This window comes from Mariprofundus micogutta (assembly GCF_001895085.1).
In the GTDB taxonomy this organism is placed as follows: Bacteria; Pseudomonadota; Zetaproteobacteria; order Mariprofundales; family Mariprofundaceae; genus Mariprofundus; species Mariprofundus micogutta.
The window spans coordinates 1-19392 of record NZ_BDFD01000028.1; the positions used below are offsets into that span (position 1 = coordinate 1).

Consider the following 19392-nt stretch of genomic DNA (forward strand, 5'->3'; position numbering starts at 1 on the left):
CAGGATGAGGCAAGAGCAGATATTTTTGATTATTTGGAAAGGTTCCATAATCCAAGAATGCGGCGCAGACTAGCTGCTCAAGATATAAGGTTTACATCGTTTTTAAACCGTCCGTAGAAATGGGGTAAAACCCGGGGCTTAGTGCTGACCCGGAGAGCAGACATGCCCGTGTTAAAGAGAGTACTGTGATGAGTTGCTGATTTCGGTCAGGAAGAGTTCACCGTAGCGACCAAGTTTGGTTTGACCGACTCCGGTGATATCGAGTAACTGGCCTTGGCTGTTTGGTTTGACGATAGCCATCTCTGTCAGCGTTTTATCCGGGAAGATGACATAGGGTGGTACATTCTGCTCTTTAGCCAATCGGGCGCGCAGGGCGCGCAGGGCGCGCAGTTGATCGAACAGTTGCTGCTCCAGGGTCGTGAGATCCGATGCGATGGCCGGAGCTTTCTTCTTTTTGCTTTTTGCCTTGCGCAGCTTTCTCAGCATGACGGTTTGCGGAGTTTTACTCTTTTTAAGCAGCGGCCATGATTTCCTGGTCAGTTTCAAGACACCATAACCTTCGCTGTCTGTGGCCAGATAACCGTGGGTTATCAGTTGTCGGAAAAAGCCGCGCCATTCTATGCCAGTATGTTCCTGGCCGATATTGAAGGTGGAGAGTTGATCATGGTGATTGTTCTCGATGCGTTCATTGCTTTTGCCGGTCAATACATCAATCACATATTGGGCCCCGAAACGCTCACCAGTACGATAAATGCAAGACAGGGCTTTCTGGGCGGCCACCGTAGCATCCCATGTTTCCGGCGGGGTGATGCAGTTGTCGCAGTTGTCGCAGGGCTCAGTCATCTGTTCGCCGAAATAGGCCAGCAGGGCGATTCGACGGCAACTTGTCAGCTCACACAGGCCGAGCATGGCATCGGTTTTCTGATGCATCACACGCTTGAATATCTCTTCGGCATCGCTGTTCTCGGTGAACAGGCGTAGTCCTACAACATCTTTCAATCCGTAAGACATCCAGGCATCGGCAGGTTTACCGTCGCGTCCTGCGCGTCCTGTTTCCTGATAATAGGCCTCGATATTTTTCGGCAGATTCATATGCGCTACAAAGCGTACATCGGGTTTATCGATGCCCATGCCGAACGCAATCGTGGCGACAATAATCAGGCCCTCTTCACGTAAAAAACGCTGCTGATTCTGTTGGCGTATATCCTGATTTAAGCCGGCATGATAGGGGAGCGCAGTGCGCCCCTTAGTGCTTAACCAGGCGGCAACGGTTTCAACGCCTTTGCGGGTCTGGCAGTAAACAATGCCGGAATCGACTGCATGGGTTTCCTGAATAAAACGCCATAACTCATCTCGGCTGTTGCCGCTCTCATGGATGGCATAATGAATATTCGGGCGATCAAAACTGTTGACGAATACGGAGGCCTGATCCAGCGCCAGCTGCGCTATGATTTCCGCACGAGTACGGTTATCTGCTGTGGCAGTGAGCGCAATCCGCGGCACGCCCGGGAAACGTTCATGCAGCATGGAGAGCTGCTGGTACTCCTTCCTGAAATCATGCCCCCACTGCGATACGCAGTGCGCCTCATCAATGGCAAAAAGGGCGATCTCTGTGTTGTCCAGCAGGGATAGTGTGGTCGGATGAAGCAGACGTTCGGGAGCCATATACAGGATATCCAGTTCACCGCTACTCAGTAGTAATTCAATTTCGCGCTGTTCGATCACGGAGAGGGTGGAGTTAAGGAAAGCGGCACGAATACCGAGCTGCTTCATCGCATCGACCTGATCCTGCATCAGGGCAATCAACGGCGAGATAACAATACCTGTGCCCGGCCTGATGAGGGAGGGGATCTGGTAACAGATCGATTTACCGCCACCTGTTGGCATCAGGGTGAATACATCAGAGCCATCAATCAGCGCTGCAATGATATCAGCCTGATGGTGACGGAAGCTTTCATAACCAAAGACTGATTTGAGGATATTTTGTGCGCGCTGCATATGCCTGATTATGCATATTTGCTGATTCGATGGAATCAAAGTAAAAATACGGTAAGATGCGGCGATGTTCACAGGAATTATTCAGGACGTTGGCCGCATCGCGAGCATCACGAAAGAGCCTGAACAAACTCACATGACCTTTACCACTGAACTGGATATGGCTGGCTGGCAATTGGGCGATTCGGTTGCCTGTAACGGCTGCTGCCTGACCATCACCGCATTTCCGGATGTGGCGACGTTTGCTGCCACGCTGTCGCAAGAAACATTGAACCTGACCGGTTTTTCGTATGCGAAGGTGGGGGATTTCATTAATCTTGAGCCAGCCCTGCGCATGGGTGATGCACTCGGTGGTCATATGGTGACTGGCCATGTTGACGGTCTGGGTGTGGTGAAGTCTGTAGCAGCTATTGGCGAACACCGCGAATTCACATTTACGTTGCCTGCATCTCTGGCGCGATATGTGGTGAAAAAGGGATCAGTGGGGATCAATGGCGTCAGCCTTACCGTGAACCGCGTTGAGCATTGCGACTTTACCGTGAACCTGATTCCCCATACCTTGTCGCACACGAATCTGGGCGCACTTAAAACTGGTGCTGAAGTAAATATAGAAACCGATATGTATGGTCGTTATGTTGAGCGGTTGATGCAGTTTTCTGACAGGGAGTCTGAATGATTCATTCAGGACTACTGAGTGGCCTATGGACTACTGGCCGCCAAACCGGGCGCGTTGGCGACCAGTTTGTGAGCAGGCGTAAAATCGCGTTTTTGTGTCTGCGTCCTGATTTTTGCCGGGATGGCAATAAATCAGTATCGAAGGAGCAACCATGAGTTTGGCAACAACCGAAGAACTGCTTGAAGAGCTGCGTGCTGGCCGGATGATCATTCTGGCCGATGACGAAGATCGCGAAAATGAAGGCGATCTGGTCATGGCGGCCGAGTGGGTGACACCGGAAGCAATCAATTTTATGGCAACACACGGGCGTGGGCTTATCTGCCTTGCCATGACGCAGGAGCATACTGATCAGATTCAGTTGCCTTTGATGGTGTCGAATACGAACTCCAAGTTCAAAACCAATTTCACTATCTCGATTGAAGCGGCTGAAGGCGTAACAACTGGCATCTCTGCCTATGATCGTGCTCATACGATCCGCACAGCTATTGCTGATGATGTCACGCCTGCCGATATTCATACACCGGGCCATGTGTTTCCGCTGGTAGGTCGCGACGGCGGTTTGCTGGTACGAGCAGGGCATACCGAAGCGAGTATCGATCTGGCGCGTTTGGCAGGTCTGAAACCTTCCGGTGTGATTTGCGAGATTATGAATGAAGACGGCACTATGGCACGCATGCCGGAGCTGAAAAAATTCGCCAAAAAGCATAACCTGAAAGTTGGAACAATTGCCGATGTGATCAGTCATCGTCTGCAGCACGATTCCCTGGTCAAACGTGAAGTGGAAGTACGTATGCCAACTGAATTCGGAGAATTCCGCATGGTTGGTTATACCAATGCTGTGGATCAGGCTGAACATGTGGCGCTGGTGATGGGCGAGCCGGATGCGGATCGTCCGTGTATGGTTCGTGTACATTCCGAATGCCTGACCGGCGATGTGTTTACCTCGCGCCGCTGCGATTGTGGCTCTCAGTTGCATGCTGCCATGCGACAAGTGGCTGAAGCCGGTGAAGGTGTGATCCTCTATCTGCGTCAGGAAGGACGCGGCATTGGCCTGCTCAATAAACTCAAGGCTTATGAGTTGCAGGATGCCGGTCATGATACGGTCTCAGCCAATGAGAAGCTTGGCTTCAAGGCAGATCTGCGTGATTATGGTATTGGTGCCCAGATTTTGCGTGATCTGGGGCTGCGCAGACTGAAACTTTTGACCAACAATCCGAAAAAGATCATTGCACTCGACGGTTATGGTCTGGAAGTGAGTGAACGTGTACAGCTGCAGGTGGGTGAGCATGAAGAGAATATTGCTTATCTGAACACCAAACGTGAAAAAATGGGGCATATGTTGAATGTGAAAGGTGAGAAATCATGAGTCTTGATGCGCCTCATCTGGCGGGCAATGTTGATGCTACAGGTTTGACTGTTGGTATCGTGGTCAGCCGTTTTAATAACGATATTACTGAAGCACTGCTGGCCGGTGCTGTTTCGGCGCTAAAGGAGCACGGCTGCTCTGATAGTGATATGACTATTGTGCATGTACCGGGTGCGTTTGAACTTGGTACGATTGCAGTGAAAATGGCGGATACAGGCCGTTTTGATGCTGTTGTCTGTCTTGGTTGTGTGATTCGTGGTGACACGGCGCATTTCGATTATGTCTGTCAGGGTGCCATGGACGCGATTGGAAAAGTAGCACAGCGTGGTGATGTTGGAGTCGGCAACGGCGTGTTGACGGTGGATACATATGCACAGGCACTCGAACGGGTCGGTGGAGCGCACGGACATAAAGGTGAAGAGGCTGCATTAACTGCAGTGGAAGTTGTGCGACAGCTGCAGGCACTAGAGCAGGCTCAGGAGATCTAATGGCAAATCGGCATATGGCGCGAGAATCGGCGCTGGAAACACTTTATGCATGGGGTTCTGCAGACAAAGATGGAGCTATGATTCCCGATCTGATCGCTGGCCGTCTGCAACATGAAGAGCGCGAAGATCAGGATGAAAATTATCTGCGTGATCTGGTCTATGGTGTTACCGACAATGTCGAAGCACTCGATGAATTGATTAAAACGGCTGTGCGCGGCAGAAGTTTGCGCTCAGTGGCCCAGCTGGAGATTAATGTGATCCGGCTTTCAGTCTGGGAAATGCAGAATCGTTTGGAAATCCCGTATCGTGTGATAATCAATGAAGCGCTGGAGTTAACCCGCGATTATGCAGGGGAGCCACCGCGCGGATTTATCAATGGCGTGCTGGATAACCTTGCCAAGCAGTTGCGCCCGGCAGAGGTTGGGAACAAGTAATTACTCTTCCGGTTTCTGTTTACTGCTGCGCATGCCGCGCCAGAGATTGATCAGATAGATTTTGATACTGTTAAGCAGTACCCCGACCATTACCCCATAAGCTGCTGCGATAAAAACACTCAATGCGCCCTGTCTCAGGGTGACTATTTCGATGGTATACACATCAAACCAGCCCATGCTGTTGCCGACCAATGCGATGAGTAGCGGTAATACAAACAGAGCTACAGCCCCGATGGCCAATTTTTTGAGGTAGTCTGGCTCAAATGTCATGAACAGAATTAACAGGGCAAGTATGCCTGCAGAAGTCAGGAATATTCCTGCAATCAGGGCTATGTCCATCTATGCTCTCCAGTGATCAGAAAAATTCATGCCGCGATTTCTGCCATCTGAATCATGAATAGTCTATGAAGTCATCCTTGTTTGAGAGCATACAGGAGCAGCTGAGATGTCATTCTTCTTGCCTGAAGTGGCAATGTGCCATAGAAGCCCGCATGGCAATTAAATCTACTATTTTCAAAGCTGATATCCAGATTACCGATATGGATCGGAACTATTATGAGGATCATCAGCTAACCATAGCGCGACATCCATCTGAAAATGATGAACGAATGATGGTACGCCTGTTGGCTTTTGCCCTGAATGCAAACGAATCATTGCAGTTCAGTAAAGGCTTGAGCGAGGAGAGTGAGCCGGATATCTGGCAGAAGAGTTTAAGTGATGAAATTGAAGTGTGGATCGATCTGGGGCAAGCTGATGAAAAACGTATTCGCAAGGCATGCGGTCGATCCAGACAAGTGATGATATACACGTATCAACACAGCAGCGCCTTAGCCTGGTGGCAGCAACATAGAAACAAACTTGAGCGTTTTGATAACCTGAGTGTATTTAATCTGAGCGATGAAGCAGTTAGGGCTATCGGAAAGATGGCAGAGCGGTCCATGCGATTACAGTGTACCATTGCTGATGGTCAGTTATTATTCAGTGATGGTGAAACAGCGGTTGAGATAACACCTGAGAAATGGAAAAGCGCAGCAGGGCAGGTCTGAAGGTTAATAATGAAATTTGAACAATATTATATTTCTGAAGATATAAAAAAGAACCTTGGCAAACTGGGGTTCAAACGGCCGACCGATATTCAGTTTAAAGCTATCCCATCGATCATTGATGGCGAGGATGTACTGGCTATTGCCCAGACCGGCACAGGTAAAACTGCCGCCTTTGCCATTCCTGTCATTGATAAAATCCACCGTTATAAAACCAGTAAACGATCTCGTGGCATCAAATGCATCGTTATGGTGCCTACACGTGAGTTGGCCCTGCAGATTGGTGAGGTGTTCAAAAGCCTTGCCAATCACACCAAGGTGAAGGTGTTCACCCTGCATGGCGGCGTGGAACAGGACAGGCAGATCGCTAAATTGCAGGATGGCATTGATGTGCTGATTGCTACACCGGGTCGTATGTTCGATTTGATTAATCAGCAGGTGCTTAAACTGGATTATGTCAGTACGCTGGTACTCGATGAAGCTGATCATATGCTGGATCTGGGCTTTATTGAAGATATAAAATACATTAAAAAGATGCTCAAACGCGCTCACCAGACCCTGTTCTTTTCAGCTACGATCAGTGATGAGATAAAAAAGCTGGCCTATTCGCAGGTGAAAAGTGCAGCGATTCGTATTCAGGTATCACCGAAAGATCGGGTTTCCAAAAATATCAGTCACTTTGTCATGTTTGTGGAACTGGATGACAAGCGCTTTTTCCTCAACCGTTTTTTGCAGGATCATCCGGGCCGAAAGGTGATCGTGTTTGTGCGGACAAAGGTGCGTGCTGAGCGCGTGAACAAAGCAATGGAACGTGCAGGTTTCAGTGCTGTGAGTATTCATGGCGACAAAGATCAGGCTGAGCGTAGTGAAGCGATGAGCGCTTTTCGAAACGGTGAGTCTCTGGTTCTGATTGCAACAGATATCAGTGCACGCGGCATAGATGTTCCCGATGTTGATTATGTGATTAATTACGATCTGCCTGAAAAGGTGGAAAATTATGTACATCGTGTAGGGCGAACCGGGCGCGGTATAAGAATGGGTGAAGCAATCTCATTTTGCAGCACTGAAGAGAAGTCTTTGCTCGATGACATACAGGCCTTTATCAGCAAGCCCATTGATGTGATACATATGAGCAAGGAAGGGTATGCTGAAATTATCCGGACACCTGACAAAGCAGCGCAGGAGTTGATGGATCTTGTGGCGGAACATGATTCATGGCTGAGCGGAAAAGGCAAAAAGAAGAAAAAGAGAAAGAAGTCATAGCAGTGTTTTGTTGAACTGACTCTTCGTTCTATGGAAGCAGAATAAAACTGCTCAAAACTGGCTTCAATCTTGCATGTGAGTATCCATATGATACAGATCGAACAGGATGAAACTGCACTACCCGTAAGCTATGCGGTAATCTATAAAGCTGTCAGTACGGCTGAGTTGAAAATGAGAATGCAGAGGGATTTTCTCAAAAAACAATTCGCAGCTCAAATCAAGGCTGCTAGATATTCATCGCGACAAAGAACTTATATTGCCAGAACCCCGTTACTATGGCGCATTCTCTATTTCCTGAATGGTGACAGAGGCCGGAAAATAAGAGCGGTAAAACTGACCGAGGCTGAAACGCTTGCATCGGAAAGTATGGCTCTTGCTCACTGCGTGGATATGACATCCTATAATGCGAACATGGATATGGCATATAAACTCAGGGCAACGATGAATATACACCTGAACAGAACAAGCCTGAATCTGCCTGCAGGCTATCTGAAGTTTGTGATGGAGTTCAATCCTGAAGCTTTTGATGCCAGCCAATCTGAAACTACAGCTGAAGAGTAGAAGTGTGACGTAAACCCGATGGCAGAAACATCAGTTGAACCGGATGCATCTGCAACGAAAGATCAGGCAGGATGATAGAGCTCGTCGTTATTGCCTGTATCTGCTGTTGTGCAGTTTCCATTGTTTGGTTCACGCTAAAAACGGGTATATCGCCGATGCCCAGTTCGGCAAAAGCATGCGAGGTTATTCTGCAAGCCAGTGAACTGAGGAGTGACGGGGCCATCATTGATCTCGGATCAGGCTGGGGAACCTTGCTCTTTGCACTGGCGCGGAAATATCCTCATCGCCGGATTATCGGTTATGAAATGTCATGGCTGCCGTACTTATATACCTGGATCTACAGAGCCTTGTTTCGTCTGCATCATGTGCAATTGATGCGGAAAAACTTTTTAACTGCTGACTTGCCCGATGCATCCGTGTTGATCTGTTATCTGCATCCGGCTGGTATGCATGCATTGCGGACAAAACTGGGGAGCTCTTATAAACAGACAATGCTTATCAGTAATACCTTTGCTTTGCCGGAAGCAGTAGCTGAGCAAACCATACAACTGGTTGATCTCTACAATACGCCGATCTATATCTATCGCTGATGAACATGGATAAATCCAAAATTCTGAATCTGATTATCAATCAGCTGCGTGCTGATCTGTCGGTCCTTGAGCAAGCAGTTGAAATTGCACGTGATACGGCAACACATGCAGATTGTCTGGGTTCCAGTAAATACGAAACGATGGGGCTGGAGGCCTCCTATCTGGCGCAGGGGCAGGGTACCCGTTTACTGGCAGTTGAACGTTCACTTGTCTGGTTCAAAAGCCTTGAGTGTACTGAACCGACCTCCACCATTGCTTTGTCTTCGTTGGTAGATCTGGTCGATGATACAGGTGATTCTCAGATGTTATGGCTTGCAGCAGAAGCGGGTGGTTTGAAGGTCCGGTACGCAGAGATGGAGATTACGATTGTTACTACCAGATCACCCTTGGGCAGAGCATTGATCGGAAAAGAAGCCGGTGATGATTTGCAAATTAATATTGCCGGGAATTCCAGACACTATGAGATTCACAGCGTTTATTGACAGGCGGTTTTCGGCTTACTGATTTTCCTGAGATTGTCGGCGATCTTCAAATATACGCCGATCTGAATTAGCCCGTCGATCCGTTTCAGATCGGCGTTCTACTCCACTGCGAACGACTTTTCCATCTCTCTGTTCGGGCGGCACCAGATGCTCACTCCACTCTGGATTACTCGTTGTTTCCGGCTCAGGTTTAGCCATGGATACAGGACGTCGTCTGGTGGTTTTTTCTTTCTGAGTCAGCTGCTGCAGTTTCTTGGCGTGTGCTGCGCTGAAATGATCATGTTTAGGGTCATAGCCCTTACTTAAATCAACAGCGTTCGGATCATAGGTTTTCGCTTTGCCACTGTTCCAGAGGATGATTCCTACGACCGCTGCAATCGCGAATAATAACAATAGAATGACTGAATCTGTAAGCATAAAGCCTTCCCCCTGGGACTTAGTATAGATTCAGAGTTGATATTAGACAATATGAGTACTCATTGTCATCGTTTTCCTGATGATAAAGCCAAGTGTGAACAAGGGCAGCTTATGTCAGAGTTCAGCCATGCAAGGTGAGCAGTTGAAGACACTGATTCGTAGCAAAGCATCGCAACATGGTTTTGATCTGTGTCATGTGACGCGTCCTGAGATTGGGAGCAAACATGCCGAGGCTCTGGAGCAGTGGGTGGCTGCTGATATGCAGGGTGATATGTCATGGATGGGTGAAGCGACGCGTCTGGAACGCCGTAAAGATCCACAATCAATGCTGGATGCAGTAAAGTCTGTGATCACTTTGGCCATGCGGTATACGCCCCCTGCATATGCGATTGAAGCGGCAGAATCAGCGTGCGGGAAAGGTGTGATTACAGCTTATGCCCATGGCGATGATTATCATGATGTGATGAAAAAACGGCTGAAGGCATTGGCGCTTGATCTTGATCTGCTGCTTGGCAAACACGATCAACGGGTGTTTGCGGATACGGCACCTGTGCTTGAGCATGCACTGGCAGAATCGGCCGGGCTTGGCTGGCAGGGCAAACATTCTCTGACGATTCACCGCGAAGTAGGATCGTGGTTGCTGTTGGGGGAGATTTTTACGACTGCAGCTTTGCAGCCTGATGAACCTGCAACAAATCACTGTGGCACTTGTTCAGCCTGCATCGAAATCTGTCCGACACAGGCGATTGTTGCGCCTTATGTCGTTGATGCGCGTCTCTGTATCTCTTATCTGACTATCGAGTTTGATGGATTTATTCCGCGCCAACTCAGAGCGAAGATGGGTAATCGCATTTACGGTTGTGACGATTGCCAGCAGACCTGCCCGTGGAATCAACATGCTGCCCGGGCCGCATGTCTGAAAAATGATCTCCTTAATCCGAGGGGGGAGAATGTTCTGCCTGATCTTGCTAGGATTTTGCAGATTGATGGTGAAGAGTTCCGCAAGATATACCGCAAGTCTCCAATCAAACGTACAAAACGGGCCGGTCTGCTGCGCAATGTCTGTATTGCTATGGGTAATTCCGGAGATACCCGTTTTATTTCGGATCTGGTGGCAGTATTGAATGATGAGGAACCTTTGATCCGGGGGCATGCAGTCTGGGCACTTGCCCAGCTTGCAGATGATGAAAACTGTCATGATATTTCGGCCTTGCTGGAATGTTTGCAGAAAGAAGAAAAAGAAGTGATGGTGCATGAAGAAATTACGCACGCCATCACACATATAAGGAATCTATGATGAGTCAACCAAAAGCATTTATTTTCGATCTTGATGGAACCCTGGTCGATGCACTGCCAGACATTCAGGCTAATGCCAACCGTGCCCTGGAGTCCCTGGGTTATGAATTACGTTTAAGCCTTGCTGATACACAGCCGCATGTCGGTGGCGGAGCCCATAAGTTGGCATCCAACGTTTTAGGGCTGCCGATGGAGCACGATGAAACCATGGCTCTATACCATGCCTTTGCTGATATCTACGAGCAAAATCCGGCAGAATTCGGCAAACCGTTTCCGGGTGTGATGCATGTGCTGGACACGCTGAAAGAGAAAAGTATTCCTGTTTCCTGCGTGACTGCCAAACCGGCTAAAGCGCGAGTAAAAGTACTCGACCAGATGGGGCTGACACCATACCTGACGCTTGCACTTTCTCCTGAAGATGGTTTTGCCAAAAAGCCGGCACCCGATATGTTGTTTGAATGCTGTCGTGCCATGGGTGTAGAGCCATCTGAAACCGTAATGGTCGGGGATACGCGTTTTGATGTTGAAGCAGGTTTCAATGCGGGCTGTCAGCATGTTGCTTTTGCCGAGCATGGCTATCAGGACGTACCTGCGGAATATGCAGATCGTGTGGTCTCCCTACCTGACTTCACCGATCTTCTGAAACTGCTTGATGACTGATAAAAGTGTAAGCGGTATCTACGGTATCCTGCCTGCAGATATCGAAACCGGGGATCTGCTGGACAGGGCGGAGGCAGCCCTGAAAGGTGGTGTATCCACCCTGCAGTTCCGTGACAAGAAACGGGGTTATAAACGGGCAATCAAACGCGCAAAAGCCTTGCGTGATCTGACCCGCAGTTATGATGCAAGATTGATCATCAATGATCTGGTGAATCTGGCTGTAGATGCTGATGCCGATGGTGTACACCTCGGGCGAGATGATGTTCCCAATCTGATTCAATTGAGGAATGAGGTCGGGGATGATTTCATTATCGGAGTAACCTGCAGGGCTGATGCTGCTTTTGCCAAGGCTGCGCTGAATGACGGAGCCAGTTATGTTTCTTTCGGTGCTGTGTTGGCAACAACAACCAAGCCGGAAGTTCCGGAGATGGGTTTGCCGCGTCTGGCTAAGGCCCGGGAGATATTCCCCGATGCCAACCTCTGTGCAATCGGTGGTATTACTGCGAACAACGTAGCTCAGGTCAAACTTGCCGGTGCCGATTGTGCAGCTGTCATTTCCGGGCTATTTGCTGCCGATGATATACAGGCGGAAGCGTCCCTGTTGACTGCTATCTGGAATCAGACATGAATCAGGTGAAGCGCCCGGTTTGTTTGACGATTGGCGGCTCAGATTCCTGTGGTGGAGCAGGCATACAGGCTGATTTACGGGTGTTCCACGCATTCGGTCTGCAGGGAATCTCGGCAACAACGGCATTAACTGCCCAGAATCCGAATAATATCACACGCATTGAACCTGTTTCACTGGCACAGCTTGATGCCGAACTGCATGCCCTGTTTGATTATTATGATATTGCAGTTGTGAAAACCGGTATGTTGCTTGACGGCGAACACGTTGCTCTGGTTTCCGCATTACTGCAGCAACGACATAAGGGCGCGCTGGTCGTTGATCCGGTGATGATATCCAGCAGTGCGAAGCAATTGCTGGATGCCGGAGGTATGGATGCCCTGGTACATGCCATACTGCCTCGTGCAACATTGATGACTCCGAATCTGGATGAAGCCGCCGTTTTACTGGGGGAAGGTATTTGTGATCCGGTAGTTGCAGCGAAGAAACTGGTAGAGCAGTTGCATTGCGCTGTATTGCTGAAAGGCGGGCATGGAGCTGGTGATGAGTTACTCGATATCTTGTGCGACAGCGAAGGCAACCTATCTGAATTTCCTCACCCCAGACAGGCATGGGATGAGGAACAGTCTCACGGTACAGGTTGCAGGCTTGCTTCTGCTGTTGCTGCATCTCTCGCTTCGGGAGAGTCACTTGCTCCATCAGTGAAAAAAGCCATCAAATTCCTGCAAAGCCATTGATTCTGTAACCTGTTGTTTTTAAAGTAAAAAATAGAAAAAGCTTTATTTATACAGCCATGGCGCTATAGTGCGCCTCCATTTTGCAGGCTCAGAGCCTAGCCGGAGGTTTAGATGATCAAGCTTTATTCCGATGCACACTGCCCAGATTCGCATCGCACCCGTATTGTCCTAGCAGAAAAAGAGCTGCCAGTTGATACACAAGAGCTGGAGTCAGACAATCTTCCTGCTGATTTTCTCAAGATTAACCCGTATGGCAAACTGCCAACAGTGATTGATCGCGATATCGTCTTTTTTGAATCCTCGGTTGTAAACGAGTACCTTGATGAGCGTTACCCGCATCCGCCACTGAAACCTGGATCACCTGCTGAGCGTGCCCAGATGCGTTTGGCAGTCATGCAGTTGGAACGTGAACTATATCCTCTCTATGAAGATAGTCAGAATGGTCGCAAGAAAAAAGAAGCTGTGAAAAAGCTGAATGTGTATCTGGAACATTTGAATGGATATCTGGCACGTCAGGAATACTTCATCGGTGAGCAGTATACGCTGGCTGATGTGACACTGGCTCCAATCCTGTGGCGCATGCCTTCTGTTGGTGTGGATACATCCAAACTGGGTAATCTGGAAGCCTATATGGATCGCCTGTTTGAACGCTCTGCATTTGAGCGAGCCCTTTCTGAGCATGAGCAGATGCTGCGCGACCTTTGATGCGTGGCTGAATCTGTTGCGGAATCACTGACTGCTATTATATCATCGCATGGATGAATAACTGGCCTTATCACTGATCTTTGATTCTTGCGATGGAGTGTTTTTGCCGTGTTTGAAGTTCTGACGAAAAATCATCCGGATACAGAGAGTGTACATGCATTTGTACATGAACGGTTTCGCACTGCTTACGGTGCAGATATCAAGAGTTTTATGCCGCAGTTTGTTCGTGCCAGTAGAAAGGATGGCAAGACTTGTGCAGTCATGGGTTATCGAGACGCCACCAGTGAACCGCTTTACCTTGAACAGTATATGGACGAAAAAATCGAGGTGGCAATTTCCCGTTATCTCGGACAACAGGTGAAACGTTCTGAAATTGTGGAAGTGGGTAATCTGGCAGAAGTAGTAGCGGGTGATGCGCGTATGGCAATCATAGGTGCTACAGCATACTTTCATGAAGCCGGTTATCGCTGGGTGGTATTCACCGGCGTTACGCGTCTGCGCAATGCCTTTGTTCGTCTCGGCATGTCACCGAAGCAGCTGATCGAGGTGGATGAGCTGCGATTGCCCGAAGATGAGAGGAAGCAGTGGGGCAGTTATTATGCCGGAGATCCCGTCGTATGTTTCGGCTCGATTCAGGAAGGGCATGATAATCTGCAGGAATTGTGGAGTGCGCTGAGAGATACCTGGGCGGCCGCGGAAATGGAAGGTAAAAAAGTGGCCGGGACCATGCATCAGAAATGAGCAGGGTACTGGAGGCTATTTCACAATATGCCATGGACAGTCCTGATCGTACTGCTATCGAGGGCGTAGATACCGGATCTCATCTCACATACCAAGCTCTGAATGAATATATTCACGAGGCTGCCAGAATCATTCGCGGCCACGATATGCATGCGCTTGCAGTGGTGGCTGACAATGGACCCGGCTGGGCATTGATAGATCTGGCATGTTTGAAAGCCCAAACAGCGATAGTACCCGTACCTCATTTTTTTTCACCGGCTCAGATTGGCCACCTGTTTCTCAGTGCCGGTATTGATGCCATTCTTACTGATAATATCTCATTGCTTGAGCCCCTCTGCGAGCAGATGAATATGGGGCACATCCAACCTGAGCAGATCAGGCTTGGGTCACTGAACCTCTATCTGTTGCGATTGCCCGGAACGGCTGTACATCTGCCGGCAGACACGGCGAAGATCACATATACCTCAGGATCCACCGGTGATCCCAAGGGTGTTTGCCTGAGTGGTACGTCAATGGAACAGGTCGCGGTTTCTCTGGCTGATGTTACCGGTGCACATAGCAATGACCGCCATCTGTCACTGCTGCCTTATGCCACGCTTCTGGAAAATATCGGTGGGCTGTATGCGCCGCTTCTGACCGGGGCTACTGTCGTGGCACCATCGCTGGGCGCGGTGGGGCTGACGGGAGCCAGCGGGCTGGACATCAATCGCTTTATGACCATGTTGCACACATCGCGTGCTACTACGTGTATTATGATTCCACAGATGCTGCATGCGCTTGTTGCTGCTGTTGAAGCAGGGGCTGCCAAGCCTGAAAGCCTTCGTTACATCGCAGTCGGTGGAGCCCCGGTTTCGCTGAATCTGCTGGAGCGCAGTGCCGTACTCGGCCTGCCGGTTTTTGAAGGATATGGTTTATCCGAGGCGGCCAGTGTAGTTGCGGTGAACCGGGCCGGTGCCAATCGCCCGGGCAGTGTTGGTAAATTATTACCTCATGTGGATATAGCATTTGCTGATGATGGCGAAATTCTCGTTGCAGGCAGTCTGTTTTCAGGATATCTCGGAGATGAACCCCGGCCCGGAAATTATTGGCCAAGCGGTGATGTCGGTCACTTGGATGATGATGGGTTTCTGTATCTTTCAGGGCGAAAAAAACATATTTTTATTACAGCATTCGGTCGTAATGTATCACCTGAATGGGTGGAGCGGGAACTATCTATTGAACCTGCCATTGCCCAGTGCTGTGTGTTCGGTGAGGCAAAACCGTTTAATGTGGCGGTGATTGTTTCACGCGGCTCTGCTGATGAGGTGTCAGTTGCATCAGCAGTGTCGAAGGCGAACTCTCGTCTGCCCGACTATGCGCAAATTTCACGCTGGTTGATTGCCGAAGAGCCATTTAGTGTTGCTAACAGGCTCTGGACAGGAACCGGACGTCCGAGGCGCACACATATTTTGACTGCTTATGAAGAACAACTGAATCTGCTGTATCAGGAGTGAACAATGAGTTTTTATGATGAACTGCTTGCTGCGACCGAAGTTGAACGCAATGAGCTGCTTTCAATTCCGTTTATCCAGATGGGAGCAGCAGGTAAGTTGAGCCTGGAAAGTTATATCGCTTTTCTGACTCAAGCCTATCATCATGTAAAGCATACCACGCCATTATTGATGGCGACCGGTGGTCGTCTGTCCGGTCAGCTGGAATGGTTGCGGGATGCTGTTGCCGAATATATAGAAGAGGAGCTCGGGCATCAGGAGTGGATCTTAAATGATATCGCTGTCTGTGGTGCTGATAAAGAAGCAGTGCGTGCAGGTTCACCGCTGCCAGCAACAGAACTGATGGTCTCCTATGCTTATGATACAGTGTATCGTAAGAATCCGGTCGGTTTCTTCGGCATGGTACTGGTACTTGAAGGTACCAGTGTCGCGCTTGCAACTAACGCAGCAGCCAATATTGAGGCGAGCCTCGGCTTGCCGAAATCAGCATTCTCTTACCTGAATTCACACGGCTCTCTGGATGTTTCACATGTCGATTTCTATGAAAAGTTGATGAACAGACTTGAGTCTGATGAAGATAAACAGGCCGTGATTCATTGTGCAAAAATGATGTATAAACTCTACGGCGATATCTTCCGCAGCTTGCCGTTGATTGCGTTGGAGAATAGCTGATGCAGATAAACAATAGTCGTATTGTCCTCACTGGTGCTGTCGGAGGCATGGGCAGCATTCTTGCCAGAGCTCTGCATGCTCAGGGTGCAAGGTTGGCGCTTGTGGATGCCAATGCCGAAGCTCTGGAGGTTCTTGCCAAAGAGCTTGACGGAACTTTTGCTGCTTCCGGTGATTTATCGTCTGCAGCAGCGTGTAAACAGGTGGCTGATCAGTGTTTGGCCTTACTTGATGGTGTGGATATGCTGATAAATTTGGCCGGGGTAAACAGTTTTACTGCTTTCGAGGATGAATCACCTGAAAAAATGGAGTTGATGATGCATGTGAATCTGCTGGCGCCCATGTGGCTGACGCGCGCATTCCTGCCAGCAATGCAGCAACAGAACTCAGGCCAGCTCGTTAATGTGGGTTCTATTTTTGGTTCCATCGGCTTTGCTTACTTCACCACTTATTCCGCCAGTAAATTTGCGTTGCGAGGTTTTTCAGAAGCGCTGCGCAGAGAGCTGGCCGATACTGCAATCAAGGTTTCCTATATTGCCCCCAGAGCCGTGAAAACCCCGATGAATTCCGATGCAGTGATGCGTATGGGCGAAGCGACCGGAATGAATATGGACGAGCCTGAAGCTGTCGTGGCAAAAATCATTGAGGCTATTGAATCGGATAAAAAAGATGCCTATTTCGGCTTCCCTGAATCACTGTTTGTACGAGTAAACGCTTTGCTTCCACGTGTGGTTGATGGAGCCCTTGCGGCTCAGAATCGAATAGCCAGAGCTTTTGCCAAAGGAGAAAAATAAGATGGAGTTGAACATGAAACGAGGTTTTATGGCTGCATTGATTGCAGTGTTGATGATGTTTGTGCCAATTGGATCTGCTTCTGCAGACGAGGTGGCCGATGCCGTGTCTGCTTTGCAGACTGAGTGGGGTGTTGCCAACTATAAAACTGCTGATGGTGATAAAGAGGCCGCATTCAAGGCTCTGGTGGACAAGGCTGCAGCGCTGTCAGCTGCGAACTCGAATCGCGCAGAGCCAAAAATTTGGGAAGCCATCATCCGGGCCGGTTATGCAGGTGCAATGGGTGGACTCTCATCCATGACCAATGCGATGCCGCAGATGGAGAAAGGACTTGAATTACTGCTGGCGGCAGAAAAGATCGACGCTACTGCCATGAATGGTTCCGTTTATACCACGCTGGGTAGTTTCTATTACATGACACCGGGCTGGCCAATCGGATTCGGTGATACGGATAAGGCTAAAACCTATCTGGATAAGGCGATTGAGGTTGCGCCGGAAGATATGGATGCCAATTATTTCAGCGGTGATTTCTGGATGGAAGAGAAGAAATACAAAAAGGCGATCCCATATCTGGAAAAGGTAGTGAATCTACCTGATGTTGAAGGGCGCCCTGTATATTCTCAAGGCCGTAAGGCCGAGGCTGCTGCCAGGTTGGCTATCGCCAAAAAGAAAGCAAAGTGATTTAAAGATGTGATCAGTTTCGTAGCGGGCGACTTCGGTCGCCCGTTTGATTATACATCGGATTTACCCTGCATCTCTTTTTCAAACTTAATTTTACAATCCGGGCACATGCCGTGGCTTACCTTGGCATCTGTATGAGTTTCAAAATACGATTCGAGCCCGACCCACTGACCATCATCGTCACGGATGGTACGCCCACACCATGCACATAGCGGTACAATGCCACTGATCGTGTTGATTGTGGAGATGGCCTCATTCAGAGACTCATTTTTTATTTCCAATGCCTCCAGAGAGTCTCTGAGTTCTTTTTGCAGCTCGATTCGGTCACTGATGTCTGTAACCGTGACTATGAAATAGTCCGGGTCTCCGGAAGGGTTGCGAACCAGAGAAATGCTTACATCTGTAGTAATGACTGAGCCATCTTTTCTGACGCACCGCTTTTCAAGCGAGCTACGAATAAATCTGTCATCGATCAGGTGCTGCATCTGCTCCGACGTATCAAAATAATCGTCAGGGTGTGTGATCTCTGAGGTGCTCCGCGTCATCAGGTCGCGTGGCTTGTAGCCCAGCATGTTACAGATCGCCTGATTGACGCGCAGGAAACCGCCATCTGGAGCTATATGGGCCATGCCAATGGCGGTATGTTTGAAGGTGTTCCTGAATAGTTCTTCGCTATGTTCAAGTTCCTGTTCCATGCCACGGGTGATGCGCATGAAAAGGCTGGAGCCAAGTAGAATCAGGGCAAGCGCTGAAACTGATGAAATCAAGCCGGCGCGGATAAAAGGCGCCCTGATTTCGGCGAGATCGATTTTTGTGACTACGCCGAGATTGAGTTCTTGTACCGGTTCATAGGCGGCCAGGACCATCTCATTCCGGTAGTCACGTCCAACCAGAGATCCTGATCTGCCTGACAATGCCAGTCGCATCGGCTCAGCCTCGGTACCCTTAAATGCTACCGGGTGAGGGTTGGAAAGATCATGGTGCCGATGGCTTAGCAGGAATATAATCTGGTCAGCTTCCCGTTTGCCAAGGGTGAATTCACCGGTTTCCCCAAATCCTGCAAACTGTTGATGTGCTTCCTCAATTTGTCCAAGGGTATCATTAAAGGCATTAGCTCCAGAATGCTGTTTGTTAAACCGGGCAATAGCATTCATCAGGGCAGCCCGGCTCTGGGCTGTTTCAATGAGACGGCTTCGCTGCTCTTCAAATGCAGTGGCATATAAGGTGGAAAACACAATGCCAAGCACAGCCAGTGAAACCGACACCATGATTAGAATCAGATAGGAGCGTTTCTTGTAAAATGCACCTGCCACCATGTTTCCATCCTTACTGTGATGAAAATTTAATGCAAGTCATGCGCCCTGTGATGAATAATGAATAATTTTGATTGACGTTCATTGTTCACGGGTCTTTATTTCATCCATGAATCAGTCAGAAAAAGAGCGCATTGTTGCTGCGGCCAGGCAGCGTTTTTCACATTATGGCTATGGTAAAACCACCATGGCAGAGATTGCATCTGATTGTCAGATGAGTGTTGGTAATCTTTATCGTTTCTCACTGCTGTCCGGTTAAGGAATTAGCAGCAAGAAAACAGGCCTGAATTCCCAACGATTATGGTAAATTTGTAGTTATCCAGACAGCAAATTCACAGAACGGAGAACTCAGGCCATGAAGCACATTA

24 protein-coding genes and 1 pseudogene are annotated in these 19392 nt (G+C 49.0%); 21 read left to right on the forward strand and 4 right to left on the reverse strand.

The genetic code is table 11. The features are described 5' to 3' along the window. Window positions 1-117: pseudogene (locus tag MMIC_RS12625) on the forward strand (IS3 family transposase); the annotation flags it as partial. 54 nt (window positions 118-171) lie between these two features. Here MMIC_RS12625 and recQ read toward each other — a convergent pair. After that, window positions 172-1998, reverse strand: a complete 1827-nt coding sequence (gene recQ / locus MMIC_RS11535) for a DNA helicase RecQ (protein WP_072660634.1) — start codon at window positions 1996-1998, stop codon at window positions 172-174. 64 nt (window positions 1999-2062) lie between these two features. Here recQ and MMIC_RS11540 point away from each other — a divergent pair, with 64 nt between their 5' ends. From MMIC_RS11540 to nusB, 4 genes are all read left to right on the forward strand, one after another. Further along, complete coding sequence (locus tag MMIC_RS11540) at window positions 2063-2671, forward strand: riboflavin synthase (RefSeq protein WP_072660635.1); 609 nt, start codon at window positions 2063-2065, stop codon at window positions 2669-2671. Between the two features lie 151 nt (window positions 2672-2822). Beyond that, window positions 2823-4037 (forward strand): bifunctional 3,4-dihydroxy-2-butanone-4-phosphate synthase/GTP cyclohydrolase II, encoded by a 1215-nt coding sequence (locus MMIC_RS11545; RefSeq protein WP_072660636.1) that lies wholly within the window; start codon window positions 2823-2825, stop codon window positions 4035-4037. Further along, entirely contained in the window at window positions 4034-4525 is a 492-nt protein-coding gene (ribH, locus tag MMIC_RS11550) for a 6,7-dimethyl-8-ribityllumazine synthase (protein WP_072660637.1), read from the forward strand. The genes MMIC_RS11545 and ribH overlap by 4 nt, the downstream gene beginning before the upstream one ends. Then, window positions 4525-4959, forward strand: coding sequence for a transcription antitermination factor NusB (nusB, locus tag MMIC_RS11555; RefSeq protein ID WP_072660638.1), 435 nt, complete (start codon window positions 4525-4527; stop codon window positions 4957-4959). The genes ribH and nusB overlap by 1 nt, the downstream gene beginning before the upstream one ends. Here nusB and MMIC_RS11560 read toward each other — a convergent pair whose 3' ends face one another. Next, entirely contained in the window at window positions 4960-5298 is a 339-nt protein-coding gene (locus MMIC_RS11560) for a hypothetical protein (RefSeq protein ID WP_072660639.1), read from the reverse strand. A 152-nt stretch (window positions 5299-5450) separates the two neighbouring features. On the opposite strand from MMIC_RS11560, the gene MMIC_RS11565 reads away from it, so the two are divergent. From MMIC_RS11565 to MMIC_RS11585, 5 genes are all read left to right on the forward strand, one after another. Beyond that, window positions 5451-6005, forward strand: a complete 555-nt coding sequence (locus tag MMIC_RS11565; protein ID WP_072660640.1) for a YaeQ family protein — start codon at window positions 5451-5453, stop codon at window positions 6003-6005. 9 nt (window positions 6006-6014) lie between these two features. Further along, complete coding sequence (locus MMIC_RS11570; RefSeq protein ID WP_072660641.1) at window positions 6015-7265, forward strand: DEAD/DEAH box helicase; 1251 nt, start codon at window positions 6015-6017, stop codon at window positions 7263-7265. Between the two features lie 87 nt (window positions 7266-7352). After that, the gene (locus MMIC_RS11575; protein WP_072660642.1) at window positions 7353-7826 is read left to right on the forward strand and encodes a hypothetical protein; all 474 of its coding nucleotides are present in this window, start codon (window positions 7353-7355) and stop codon (window positions 7824-7826) included. Between the two features lie 155 nt (window positions 7827-7981). Next, entirely contained in the window at window positions 7982-8416 is a 435-nt protein-coding gene (locus MMIC_RS11580) for a class I SAM-dependent methyltransferase (RefSeq protein ID WP_227819505.1), read from the forward strand. A gap of 5 nt (window positions 8417-8421) precedes the next feature. After that, entirely contained in the window at window positions 8422-8898 is a 477-nt protein-coding gene (locus tag MMIC_RS11585; protein ID WP_072660644.1) for a GreA/GreB family elongation factor, read from the forward strand. Between the two features lie 15 nt (window positions 8899-8913). Here the strand turns inward: MMIC_RS11585 and MMIC_RS11590 are convergent, their stop codons facing one another. Then, entirely contained in the window at window positions 8914-9315 is a 402-nt protein-coding gene (locus MMIC_RS11590; protein ID WP_072660645.1) for a hypothetical protein, read from the reverse strand. 79 nt (window positions 9316-9394) lie between these two features. Between MMIC_RS11590 and queG the strand changes: the two genes are divergently transcribed. The 10 genes from queG to MMIC_RS11640 all read left to right on the forward strand — a co-directional run bounded on the left by queG (window position 9395) and on the right by MMIC_RS11640 (window position 17711). Further along, entirely contained in the window at window positions 9395-10612 is a 1218-nt protein-coding gene (queG, locus tag MMIC_RS11595) for a tRNA epoxyqueuosine(34) reductase QueG (protein ID WP_227819506.1), read from the forward strand. Next, complete coding sequence (locus MMIC_RS11600) at window positions 10612-11271, forward strand: HAD family hydrolase (protein WP_072660647.1); 660 nt, start codon at window positions 10612-10614, stop codon at window positions 11269-11271. Before queG ends, MMIC_RS11600 begins: the two co-directional genes overlap by 1 nt. Further along, entirely contained in the window at window positions 11264-11899 is a 636-nt protein-coding gene (gene thiE, locus MMIC_RS11605; RefSeq protein WP_072660648.1) for a thiamine phosphate synthase, read from the forward strand. The genes MMIC_RS11600 and thiE overlap by 8 nt, the downstream gene beginning before the upstream one ends. Beyond that, window positions 11896-12633, forward strand: a complete 738-nt coding sequence (gene thiD / locus MMIC_RS11610; RefSeq protein ID WP_072660649.1) for a bifunctional hydroxymethylpyrimidine kinase/phosphomethylpyrimidine kinase — start codon at window positions 11896-11898, stop codon at window positions 12631-12633. Before thiE ends, thiD begins: the two co-directional genes overlap by 4 nt. Before the next feature lie 111 nt (window positions 12634-12744). Beyond that, on the forward strand, window positions 12745-13338 hold the full coding sequence (locus tag MMIC_RS11615; protein WP_072660650.1) for a glutathione S-transferase N-terminal domain-containing protein: 594 nt from the start codon (window positions 12745-12747) through the stop codon (window positions 13336-13338). Between the two features lie 108 nt (window positions 13339-13446). Next, window positions 13447-14079 carry a thermostable hemolysin gene (locus tag MMIC_RS11620; protein WP_072660651.1) on the forward strand — a complete coding sequence of 211 codons (633 nt, stop codon included), beginning with the start codon at window positions 13447-13449 and terminating at the stop codon, window positions 14077-14079. After that, window positions 14076-15572, forward strand: coding sequence for an AMP-binding protein (locus MMIC_RS11625; protein WP_072660652.1), 1497 nt, complete (start codon window positions 14076-14078; stop codon window positions 15570-15572). Before MMIC_RS11620 ends, MMIC_RS11625 begins: the two co-directional genes overlap by 4 nt. Window positions 15573-15575: 3 nt before the next feature. After that, window positions 15576-16241, forward strand: coding sequence for an iron-containing redox enzyme family protein (locus MMIC_RS11630; protein WP_072660653.1), 666 nt, complete (start codon window positions 15576-15578; stop codon window positions 16239-16241). After that, on the forward strand, window positions 16241-17032 hold the full coding sequence (locus tag MMIC_RS11635; RefSeq protein ID WP_072660654.1) for an SDR family oxidoreductase: 792 nt from the start codon (window positions 16241-16243) through the stop codon (window positions 17030-17032). The genes MMIC_RS11630 and MMIC_RS11635 overlap by 1 nt, the downstream gene beginning before the upstream one ends. A gap of 13 nt (window positions 17033-17045) precedes the next feature. Beyond that, the gene (locus tag MMIC_RS11640; protein ID WP_072660656.1) at window positions 17046-17711 is read left to right on the forward strand and encodes a tetratricopeptide repeat protein; all 666 of its coding nucleotides are present in this window, start codon (window positions 17046-17048) and stop codon (window positions 17709-17711) included. A 50-nt stretch (window positions 17712-17761) separates the two neighbouring features. On the opposite strand, the gene MMIC_RS11645 is transcribed toward MMIC_RS11640, so the two are convergent. Next, the gene (locus MMIC_RS11645) at window positions 17762-19027 is read right to left on the reverse strand and encodes a PAS domain S-box protein (RefSeq protein ID WP_072660655.1); all 1266 of its coding nucleotides are present in this window, start codon (window positions 19025-19027) and stop codon (window positions 17762-17764) included. Window positions 19028-19133: 106 nt separating this feature from the next. On the opposite strand from MMIC_RS11645, the gene MMIC_RS11650 reads away from it, so the two are divergent. Beyond that, window positions 19134-19283, forward strand: a complete 150-nt coding sequence (locus MMIC_RS11650; protein WP_083530588.1) for a TetR/AcrR family transcriptional regulator — start codon at window positions 19134-19136, stop codon at window positions 19281-19283. The last annotated feature ends 109 nt before the right edge of the window (window positions 19284-19392 follow it).